Here is an 8,083-nt window from a genome sequence, read left to right on the forward strand (position 1 = left end):
CGGCCCCCTATCAGAACACGCGGCAGAGGACTTCGCCGCCGACATTGGCAGCGCGGGCCTCGGTGTCGCTCATCACGCCGCGGGGCGTGGACAGGATCTGGATGCCGAGGCCGTTATAGAACTTCGGCAGCTCCTTGATCTTGGAATAGACGCGGCGGCCCGGCTTGGACACGCGCGCGATCTCCTTGATGGCGGGCTCGCCCTCGGAATACTTCAGCTCGATCTCGATCTGGCTGATGCCGGTGCGAACTTCCTCCACGCGCCAGGCGCGGATATAGCCCTCGCGCTTCAGGACGTCGAGCACGTCCGTCTTCAGGCGGCTGGCGGGCGCGACGCAGCGCGTCTGCCGGGCGCCATGCGCGTTGCGGATGCGGGTGAGCAGGTCGCCCAACGGGTCGGACATGGACATGTGCCGGGCTCCTTACCAGCTGGCCTTGACCACACCGGGGAGCTGGCCCTTGTTGGCCAGGTCCCGCAGCATGTTGCGGCTCAGCTTGAACTTCCGGTAGTTGCCGCGTGCGCGGCCGGTGAGTTCGCAACGCAGGCGGACGCGGATCTTCGCGCCGTTGCGCGGCATCTGCGCGAGCTTGAGGCTCGCCTCGAAGCGGTCCTCGATGGGCGCCTCGCGGTCCATCACGGTGGCCTTCAGGGCGGCGCGCTTCTTGGCGTGCTGTCCCGAAAGCTTCTCGCGATACTTGTTCTTCTCGACGGAAGAGGTCTTGGCCATTTGGTCTATGGTCCTCCGGAACCTGCCGGCCTACCCAGGAATTGAGGGCAGCCGGCGGTTTTCCAATGATTCAGTTGACGAAGGGGAGATCGAAAGCCTTCAGCAGAGCCTTGGCTTCCTTGTCCGTCTTCGCCGTCGTGACGAACACGATGTCCATGCCGCGCACCTGATCAACCTTGTCGTAGTTGATCTCCGGGAACACGATCTGCTCCTTCATGCCGAGGGCGTAGTTGCCCCGGCCGTCGAAGCCACGGTTGCCCGGGATGCCGCGGAAGTCGCGAACGCGCGGGAGCGCGATCGTGACCAGGCGGTCCAGGAACTCGTACATGCGCGCCTTGCGGAGCGTGACCTTGCAGCCGATCGCCTGGCCCTCGCGGATCTTGAAGCCGGCGATCGCCTTCTTCGCCCGCGTGCGGACCGGCTTCTGGCCGGAGATCAGCGTGAGGTCGGCGACGGCGGCGTCCAGCTTCTTCTGGTCGCCCGCGGCCTCGCCCACGCCCATGTTGATCACGATCTTCTCGAGCTTGGGCACTTCCATCACGTTCGCATAGGCGAACTCCTCCTGGAGCTTCGCCTTCACGGTCGCGAGGTAGTAGGCCTGCAGGCGCGCCATCTCGGCCGGCGCGGCCTTCGCGGCGCCCGCGGCAGCCGGGACGGCGTCGACGCGACGGCTCGTCGTATCGACTTCCGCCTTCTTGGCGGTCGGCTTGTTGGCCGGCTTGTTCTTGTTGCCGGGCGCGTTGCCCTTCTTCGTCCCGCTCATGCGTCGAGCACCTCACCAGAGCCCTTGGCCACGCGAACCTTCTTCCCGTCCTCCAGGACGCGGAAGCCGACGCGGGTGGGCTTGTCCGTCTTCGGATCGATCAGCGCCAGGTTGGACAGGTCGATCTTCGCCTCCACGGAGACGATGCCACCGGTCTCGCCCACGCGCGTCTGCTTCGTGTGCTTCTTGACCAGGTGGACGCCCTGAACCACCGCGCGGTTCTCGGTCGGGATCACGCGGAGGACTTCCCCGCGCTTGCCCTTGTCGCGACCGGAGAGCACGTGCACCCGGTCGCCCTTCTTGATCTTGGCGGCCATGATTACAGGACCTCCGGCGCCAGCGAGATGATCTTCATGAACTTGCGCGCGCGCAGCTCGCGCACCACCGGTCCGAAGATGCGCGTGCCGATCGGCTCGCCGGCCTTGTTGATGAGCACGGCGGCGTTCCGGTCGAAGCGGATCGCCGAACCGTCGGGGCGGCGGACGGGATAGGAGGTGCGCACGATGACCGCGCGCTCGACCGAGCCCTTCTTCACCTTGCCCCGCGGAATGGCCTCCTGCACGGCGACGACGATGATGTCGCCGACCGAGGCTGTCTTCCGCTTGGAGCCGCCCAGCACCTTGATGCACTGGACACGACGCGCGCCGGAATTGTCGGCGACGTCCAGATTGGCTTCGACGCCGATCATGCGGACGCTCCTTCAAGGGCTTCGGCCGCAAGGGTCTCGCCGTTGCGCGCGATGACAATCCAGGCCTTCCGCTTGCTCAGCGGCGGGCACTCCTCGATGGAGACGAGGTCGCCCTCCTTGCAGAGGTTGAGCTCGTCATGCGCGGCGTACTTCTTCGAGCGCCGGATGAACTTCTTGTAGAGCGGATGCATCACGCGACGTTCGATCAAGACGGTGATCGTCTTGTCCATCTTGTCGCTGACGACCCGTCCGGTGAGGACGCGCTTCGGCATCGCCGGGGTCTCCTCTATGCCTTGGCGGCCGCGCGCGAACGCTCGGCCAGGACGGTTTTCACACGGGCGATATCACGACGGACCAGCTGAATGCGGCCCGTCGCTTCCAGCTGCCCGGTGGCACGCTGGAAGCGAAGATTGAACTGCTCCTTGCGAAGGTCGATCAGCATGCCGCCGAGCTCGTCCTCCGACTTGGTGCGGATATCCACGATCTTGGTCATGATGCTCAGGCCTCCGCGCCGCCGAGGCGCGCAACGATCTTGGTGCGGATCGGCAGCTTGGCGGCGCCGAGGGTCAGCGCCTCGCGGGCCGTCTCGACCGGCACGCCGTCGATCTCGAACATGATGCGGCCGGGCTTCACCCGGGCCACCCAGAACTCGGGAGCGCCCTTGCCCGAGCCCATGCGGACCTCGGCGGGCTTGGTCGAGACCGGCACGTCCGGGAAGATCCGGATCCAGACGCGGCCCGCGCGCTTCATGGCGCGCGTGATCGCACGGCGAGCAGCCTCGATCTGGCGCGCGGTGACGCGCTCCGGCTCGAGCGCCTTCAGGCCGTAGCCGCCGAAGGACAGCGTGAAGCCGCCCTTGGCAACGCCCTTGATCCGGCCCTTGTGGGCCTTCCGGTAATTGGTTCGCTTCGGCTGCAACATCTCAGTTCACCTTAACGCTGCGGCGCTTGTTCTTGAGCGCGCTTGTCCTGCGCGCCCGGATCATGGGCCATGATCTCGCCCTTGAAGATCCAGACCTTCACGCCACAGGTGCCATAGGTCGTCTTCGCCGTCGCGACGCCGTAGTCGATGTCGGCGCGCAACGTGTGCAGTGGCACGCGGCCCTCGCGGTACCACTCCATGCGCGCGATCTCGGCGCCGCCGAGGCGGCCGGAGCAGTTGATCCGGATGCCGAGCGCGCCCAGGCGCATCGCGGACTGCACGGCGCGCTTCATCGCGCGGCGGAAGGCCACCCGGCGCTCCAGCTGCTGGGCGATGCTCTCGGCCACCAGGACCGCGTCGAGCTCCGGCTTACGGATCTCGAGGATGTTCAGCGAGACCTCGGCGCCGGCCTTGGCCGACAGCTCCTTGCGGAGGCTGTCGATGTCGGCGCCCTTCTTGCCGATCACGACGCCCGGGCGGGCGGCGTGGATGGTCACGCGCGGCTTCTTGGCCGGACGCTCCACCACCACCTTGGACACGCCGGCGGACTTCAGGCGGTCCTTCAGCGTCTCGCGCAGCTTCAGGTCGTCATGCAGCTGCTTGGCGTAGCCCGCATCGGCGAACCAGCGGCTGTCCCAGGTCCGGTTGATGCCGAGGCGCAGGCCGATCGGATTGACTTTGTGCCCCATTACGCGGCCCCCACTTCGTTCGACGCCGCCGGCGCCTGCTGCTCGGCCACGACGATCTTGAGGTGGCTGAACCACTTCTCGATGCGCGAGGATTTTCCCCGCCCGCGCGCTGCGAAGCGCTTCATGACGATGGAGCGACCCACTTCCGCCTTCGAGACGACCAGGCGGTCGACGTCCAGCTGGTGGTTGTTCTCGGCATTGGCGATGGCGCTCTCGAGCGTCTTCTTCACCGTCTGCGCGATGCGGCGCTTGCTGAAGGTCAGCGTCGCGACCGCTTCCTGAGCCTTGGAGCCGCGGATCATCGCGGCGATCAGGTTCAGCTTGCGCGGGCTCACGCGGATGTTGTGCGTGATGGCCTGCGCCTCGGAGTCCGCGAGACCGCGGGGATGCTTCGGCTTGCTCATGGCTTAGCCCCGCTTCGCCTTCTTGTCGGCCGAGTGACCCCCGAAGGTCCGCGTCGGCGAGAATTCGCCGAGCTTATGGCCGACCATGTTCTCGGAAACCTGAACGGGCAGGAACTTCTTGCCGTTGTAGACGCCGAAGGTGAGTCCGACGAACTGCGGCAGGATCGTGCTGCGGCGCGACCAGGTCTTGATGAGCTCGTTGCGGGTGGAGGACCGGGCGGCCTCCGCCTTCGCGAGGAGATAGCCGTCCACGAACGGCCCTTTCCATACACTGCGCGGCATCGCGATCAGCCCTTCGTCGCGTTGCGGCGGCGCACGATATTGCGATCCGTCCGCTTGTTGTTGCGCGTCTTCGCACCCTTGGTCGGCTTGCCCCACGGCGTCACGGGGTGACGGCCGCCAGAGGTCCGGCCCTCGCCACCACCATGCGGGTGGTCGACGGGGTTCATCACCACGCCGCGCTGATGCGGCTTGCGGCCGAGCCAGCGGCTGCGACCCGCCTTGCCCAGCTCCTGGTTGCTGTTGTCCGGGTTGGACACGGCACCGATGGAGGCGATGCACTCGCCGCGCACGGTCCGGACTTCGCCCGACATCAGCTTGATCTGCGCCAGGCCGGCATCCTTGCCCACCAGCTGCGCGAAGGTGCCCGCGGAGCGCGCGACCTTGCCGCCGGCGCCCGGCTTCAGCTCGATGTTGTGGATCACCGTGCCGACCGGGATCGAACCCAGCGGCATGGCGTTGCCCGGCTTGATGTCGGCCTTGTCGCCGGCGATCACCGTGTCGCCCACCTTCAGGCGCTGCGGCGCCAGGATGTAGGCGATCTCGTTGTCCTGGTACTTCACCATCGCGATGAAGGCCGTGCGGTTCGGATCGTACTCGATGCGCTCGACGGTCGCGGGGATGCCCCACTTCGCGCGGCGCTTGAAGTCGACGATGCGGTAGGACTGCTTGTGCCCGCCCCCACGGAACCGCACGGTGATGCGGCCGTGATTGTTGCGACCGCCGGAGTGGCTCTTGCCCTCCGTCAGCGCCTTCACGGGCTTGCCCTTCCACAGGCCGGAACGGTCGATCAGGACCGTGCCGCGCGTGCTCGGCGTGATCGGATTGAAATGCTTGAGCGCCATGGCTTAGCTGAGCCCCGTGGTCAGATCGATGCTCTGGCCTTCGACCAGGCGCACCATCGCCTTCTTCCAGTCAGAGCGCTTGCCGGGACGGCCCTTGAAGCGCTTCGTCTTGCCCTTCACGAGCAGCGTGTTCACCGCGAGCACCTGCACGCCGAAGAGTCCTTCGACGGCCTGCTTGATCTCGGGCTTGGACGCATCGATCGCCACGCGGAACGCGTACTGGCCGAGTTCGCTCATCAGGGTGGCCTTCTCGGTCACCAGCGGCGAGAGGATGCACTGGTACATCCGCTCCTTGCTGATCGCCGGCGCCGCCTTCGGCTTGCTGAACGTCGCGCTCATGCGAGGCGCTCCTTCAGGGCTTCCACGCCGGCGCGGGTCACCACCAGCACGTCGTGGTTGAGGATGTCATAGACGTTGGCGCCGACCGTCGGCAGCGCGTCCATCCCGGGGATGTTGCGCAGCACGCGGAGGAAGTTGGCGTCCACCGTCGCGTCGATGACCAGCGCCTTCGTCCAGCCCAGCGCCTTGACGCGCTTGGCCATGGCGGAGGTCTTGGCGCTCTCGTCCGCGGTCGCGGCGTCGAGCACGATCAGCTTGCCGTCGGCGGCCTTCTGGCTCAGCGCCGAGATGAGGCCGAGGCGGCGCACCTTCTTGTTCAGCGAATAGCCGTGGTCGCGCACGACCGGGCCATGCACCACGCCGCCCTTGCGGAACTGCGGAGCGCGCAGCGAGCCCTGACGAGCGGAGCCCGTGCCCTTCTGCCGATAGGGCTTCTTGGTCGTGCCGGAGACCTCGCCCATGCCCTTGACCTTGTGCGTGCCCGCCCGGCGCTTCGCGAGCTGCCAGTGGACGACGCGGGCCATGATGTCGGCGCGAGGCGCGGTGCCGAACAGGTCGTCCGGGAGCTCGGCCTCGCCGGCCGGCGCATTGTCCAGCGTGATGACGGAAACTTGCATGGTTCGACCCTCAGACCGTCGCCGCGGGGAACGGCGCTTCGGCCGGGCGCGCGCGCTTCACCGCATCGCGCACCAGCACATAGCCGCCGGCGGAACCCGGGACGGCGCCCTTGATGAGCAGCAGGCCGCGCTCGGCGTCATGGCCAGCCACCACCAGATTCTGGGTAGTGATGCGCTCCACGCCGAGATGGCCCGCCATCTTCTTGTTCTTGAAGGTCTTGCCGGGATCCTGACGGTTGCCGGTCGAGCCATGCGAACGATGGCTGATCGACACGCCGTGCGAGGCCTCGAGGCCGGCGAAGTTCCAGCGCTTCATGGCGCCGGCAAATCCCTTGCCCTTCGAGGTGCCGGTGACGTCCACCTTCTGGCCCGTCACGAAATGCGCGCCGCTCAGCACGGTGCCGGGGGCGACGAGCGCCTCGGCGTCCACGCGGAACTCGGTCAGCTTCATGGGAGCCTCGACGCCGGCCTTCGCGAAGTGGCCGCGATTGGCCTTCGTCACGTTCTTCGGCTTCGCCTTGCCGATGCCCACCTGCAGCGCGGTGTAGCCGTCGGTCTCGGCCGTCCGCTGCGCGATGACCCGCACCGCATCGAGATGCAGCACCGTCACCGGCGTCGTGGAGCCGTCGTCGTTAAAGAGCCGAGTCATGCCGAGCTTGCGCGCGATCAGCCCGGTCCGGACCTGGGTGGCCATGGTTCCGTCCTCAGATCTTGATCTCGACGTCCACACCGGAGGCGAGGTCGAGCTTCATCAGCGCGTCCACGGTCTGCGGGGTGGGGTCGACGATGTCGAGAAGCCGGCGATGCGTCCGAATCTCGAACTGCTCGCGGCTCTTCTTGTCCACGTGGGGCGAGCGGTTCACGGTGAAACGCTCGATCTGCGTCGGCAGCGGGATGGGTCCGCGCACGCGCGCACCCGTCCGCTTCGCCGTCTGCACGATCTCCCGCGTGCTGCCATCGAGCACGCGGTGATCGAACGCCTTGAGGCGGATGCGGATATTCTGGCTGTCCATGGTGGATTGCGCCCGCTTACTTCGCGATCGAGGCGACGACGCCGGCGCCGACGGTGCGGCCGCCCTCGCGGATCGCGAAGCGAAGCCCCTCGTCCATCGCGATCGGCGCGATCAGCTCCACGTCCATCGACACGTTGTCGCCCGGCATCACCATCTCGACGCCCTCGGGAAGCTGCACGATCCCCGTCACGTCCGTCGTCCGGAAGTAGAACTGCGGACGATAGTTCGTGAAGAACGGCGTGTGGCGGCCGCCCTCTTCCTTCGTCAGGATGTACGCCTCGGCCTTGAACTTCGTGTGCGGCGTGATCGAGCCCGGCTTCGCCAGAACCTGCCCGCGCTCCACGTCCTCACGCTTCGTGCCGCGCAGCAGCGCGCCGATGTTGTCGCCCGCCTGCCCCTGGTCCAGCAGCTTGCGGAACATCTCCACGCCCGTCACCACCGTCTTCACGGTGTCCTTCAGGCCGATGATCTCCACTTCCTCGCCGACCTTCACGATCCCGCGCTCCACGCGGCCCGTCACCACCGTGCCGCGGCCCGAGATCGAGAACACGTCCTCGACCGGCATCAGGAACGGACGGTCGATCGCCCGCTCCGGCTGCGGGATGTAGCTGTCCACCGCCGCCATCAGCTCGAGCACCGCGTTCTCGCCGATCTCGGGCGTCTTGTCCTCAAGCGCGGCCACCGCCGAACCCTTGATGATGGGGATGTCGTCGCCCGGGAACTGGTAGGAGGACAGCAGCTCGCGCACCTCCATCTCCACCAGCTCCACCAGGTCGGGATCCGCCAGGTCCATCTTGT

The 8,083-nt window shown here is 67.0% G+C and carries 17 protein-coding genes; all 17 read right to left on the minus strand.

From position 1 onward, the window contains the following. Positions 1-10 precede the first annotated feature (10 nt). On the minus strand, positions 11-409 hold the full coding sequence (gene rpsH, locus EJV46_RS22510; RefSeq protein ID WP_131550984.1) for a 30S ribosomal protein S8: 399 nt from the start codon (positions 407-409) through the stop codon (positions 11-13). 12 nt (positions 410-421) lie between these two features. Continuing rightward, positions 422-727 (minus strand): 30S ribosomal protein S14, encoded by a 306-nt coding sequence (rpsN, locus tag EJV46_RS22515; RefSeq protein ID WP_131550985.1) that lies wholly within the window; start codon positions 725-727, stop codon positions 422-424. A 70-nt stretch (positions 728-797) separates the two neighbouring features. Then, positions 798-1,340 (minus strand): 50S ribosomal protein L5, encoded by a 543-nt coding sequence (gene rplE, locus EJV46_RS22520; RefSeq protein WP_131551004.1) that lies wholly within the window; start codon positions 1,338-1,340, stop codon positions 798-800. Between the two features lie 146 nt (positions 1,341-1,486). Beyond that, complete coding sequence (rplX, locus tag EJV46_RS22525; protein WP_131550986.1) at positions 1,487-1,807, minus strand: 50S ribosomal protein L24; 321 nt, start codon at positions 1,805-1,807, stop codon at positions 1,487-1,489. A 2-nt stretch (positions 1,808-1,809) separates the two neighbouring features. Further along, positions 1,810-2,178 (minus strand): 50S ribosomal protein L14, encoded by a 369-nt coding sequence (rplN, locus tag EJV46_RS22530; RefSeq protein ID WP_131550987.1) that lies wholly within the window; start codon positions 2,176-2,178, stop codon positions 1,810-1,812. Continuing rightward, positions 2,175-2,450 carry a 30S ribosomal protein S17 gene (rpsQ, locus tag EJV46_RS22535; protein WP_131550988.1) on the minus strand — a complete coding sequence of 92 codons (276 nt, stop codon included), beginning with the start codon at positions 2,448-2,450 and terminating at the stop codon, positions 2,175-2,177. The genes rplN and rpsQ overlap by 4 nt, the downstream gene beginning before the upstream one ends. Before the next feature lie 14 nt (positions 2,451-2,464). Further along, positions 2,465-2,671 (minus strand): 50S ribosomal protein L29, encoded by a 207-nt coding sequence (rpmC, locus tag EJV46_RS22540; RefSeq protein ID WP_131550989.1) that lies wholly within the window; start codon positions 2,669-2,671, stop codon positions 2,465-2,467. Positions 2,672-2,676: 5 nt separating this feature from the next. Then, positions 2,677-3,099 carry a 50S ribosomal protein L16 gene (gene rplP / locus EJV46_RS22545; RefSeq protein ID WP_131550990.1) on the minus strand — a complete coding sequence of 141 codons (423 nt, stop codon included), beginning with the start codon at positions 3,097-3,099 and terminating at the stop codon, positions 2,677-2,679. Between the two features lie 11 nt (positions 3,100-3,110). Next, positions 3,111-3,788, minus strand: coding sequence for a 30S ribosomal protein S3 (gene rpsC / locus EJV46_RS22550; RefSeq protein WP_131550991.1), 678 nt, complete (start codon positions 3,786-3,788; stop codon positions 3,111-3,113). Beyond that, positions 3,788-4,192, minus strand: coding sequence for a 50S ribosomal protein L22 (gene rplV, locus EJV46_RS22555; protein ID WP_131550992.1), 405 nt, complete (start codon positions 4,190-4,192; stop codon positions 3,788-3,790). The genes rpsC and rplV overlap by 1 nt, the downstream gene beginning before the upstream one ends. A 3-nt stretch (positions 4,193-4,195) precedes the next feature. Next, on the minus strand, positions 4,196-4,474 hold the full coding sequence (gene rpsS, locus EJV46_RS22560; RefSeq protein ID WP_131550993.1) for a 30S ribosomal protein S19: 279 nt from the start codon (positions 4,472-4,474) through the stop codon (positions 4,196-4,198). Between the two features lie 5 nt (positions 4,475-4,479). Next, complete coding sequence (gene rplB / locus EJV46_RS22565; RefSeq protein ID WP_131550994.1) at positions 4,480-5,316, minus strand: 50S ribosomal protein L2; 837 nt, start codon at positions 5,314-5,316, stop codon at positions 4,480-4,482. 3 nt (positions 5,317-5,319) lie between these two features. Continuing rightward, positions 5,320-5,616, minus strand: coding sequence for a 50S ribosomal protein L23 (locus EJV46_RS22570; RefSeq protein WP_206020906.1), 297 nt, complete (start codon positions 5,614-5,616; stop codon positions 5,320-5,322). Between the two features lie 35 nt (positions 5,617-5,651). Continuing rightward, on the minus strand, positions 5,652-6,272 hold the full coding sequence (rplD, locus tag EJV46_RS22575; RefSeq protein WP_131550996.1) for a 50S ribosomal protein L4: 621 nt from the start codon (positions 6,270-6,272) through the stop codon (positions 5,652-5,654). A 10-nt stretch (positions 6,273-6,282) separates the two neighbouring features. Next, positions 6,283-6,966 carry a 50S ribosomal protein L3 gene (rplC, locus tag EJV46_RS22580; RefSeq protein ID WP_131550997.1) on the minus strand — a complete coding sequence of 228 codons (684 nt, stop codon included), beginning with the start codon at positions 6,964-6,966 and terminating at the stop codon, positions 6,283-6,285. A 10-nt stretch (positions 6,967-6,976) separates the two neighbouring features. Then, positions 6,977-7,285: a 30S ribosomal protein S10 gene (gene rpsJ, locus EJV46_RS22585; protein WP_131550998.1), complete on the minus strand. Its 309-nt coding sequence runs from the start codon at positions 7,283-7,285 to the stop codon at positions 6,977-6,979. A gap of 16 nt (positions 7,286-7,301) precedes the next feature. After that, positions 7,302-8,083 (minus strand): elongation factor Tu (locus EJV46_RS22590; protein WP_131550999.1); only part of this gene is annotated, 782 nt, incomplete at its 5' end.

Origin of the sequence: Roseococcus sp. SYP-B2431 (genome assembly GCF_004336745.1) — a bacterium.
Classification (GTDB): Bacteria; Pseudomonadota; Alphaproteobacteria; order Acetobacterales; family Acetobacteraceae; genus Roseococcus.

What these genes read in the sequence shown, in the direction of transcription:
- rpsH (WP_131550984.1), bottom strand. Translation starts at nt 409, where the DNA reads ATGTCCATGTCCGACCCGTTGGGCGACCTGCTCACCCGCATCCGCAAC.
- rpsN (WP_131550985.1), bottom strand. Translation starts at nt 727, where the DNA reads ATGGCCAAGACCTCTTCCGTCGAGAAGAACAAGTATCGCGAGAAGCTT.
- rplE (WP_131551004.1), bottom strand. Translation starts at nt 1,340, where the DNA reads ATGGCGCGCCTGCAGGCCTACTACCTCGCGACCGTGAAGGCGAAGCTC.
- rplX (WP_131550986.1), bottom strand. Translation starts at nt 1,807, where the DNA reads ATGGCCGCCAAGATCAAGAAGGGCGACCGGGTGCACGTGCTCTCCGGT.
- rplN (WP_131550987.1), bottom strand. Translation starts at nt 2,178, where the DNA reads ATGATCGGCGTCGAAGCCAATCTGGACGTCGCCGACAATTCCGGCGCG.
- rpsQ (WP_131550988.1), bottom strand. Translation starts at nt 2,450, where the DNA reads ATGCCGAAGCGCGTCCTCACCGGACGGGTCGTCAGCGACAAGATGGAC.
- rpmC (WP_131550989.1), bottom strand. Translation starts at nt 2,671, where the DNA reads ATGACCAAGATCGTGGATATCCGCACCAAGTCGGAGGACGAGCTCGGC.
- rplP (WP_131550990.1), bottom strand. Translation starts at nt 3,099, where the DNA reads ATGTTGCAGCCGAAGCGAACCAATTACCGGAAGGCCCACAAGGGCCGG.
- rpsC (WP_131550991.1), bottom strand. Translation starts at nt 3,788, where the DNA reads ATGGGGCACAAAGTCAATCCGATCGGCCTGCGCCTCGGCATCAACCGG.
- rplV (WP_131550992.1), bottom strand. Translation starts at nt 4,192, where the DNA reads ATGAGCAAGCCGAAGCATCCCCGCGGTCTCGCGGACTCCGAGGCGCAG.
- rpsS (WP_131550993.1), bottom strand. Translation starts at nt 4,474, where the DNA reads ATGCCGCGCAGTGTATGGAAAGGGCCGTTCGTGGACGGCTATCTCCTC.
- rplB (WP_131550994.1), bottom strand. Translation starts at nt 5,316, where the DNA reads ATGGCGCTCAAGCATTTCAATCCGATCACGCCGAGCACGCGCGGCACG.
- rplD (WP_131550996.1), bottom strand. Translation starts at nt 6,272, where the DNA reads ATGCAAGTTTCCGTCATCACGCTGGACAATGCGCCGGCCGGCGAGGCC.
- rplC (WP_131550997.1), bottom strand. Translation starts at nt 6,966, where the DNA reads ATGGCCACCCAGGTCCGGACCGGGCTGATCGCGCGCAAGCTCGGCATG.
- rpsJ (WP_131550998.1), bottom strand. Translation starts at nt 7,285, where the DNA reads ATGGACAGCCAGAATATCCGCATCCGCCTCAAGGCGTTCGATCACCGC.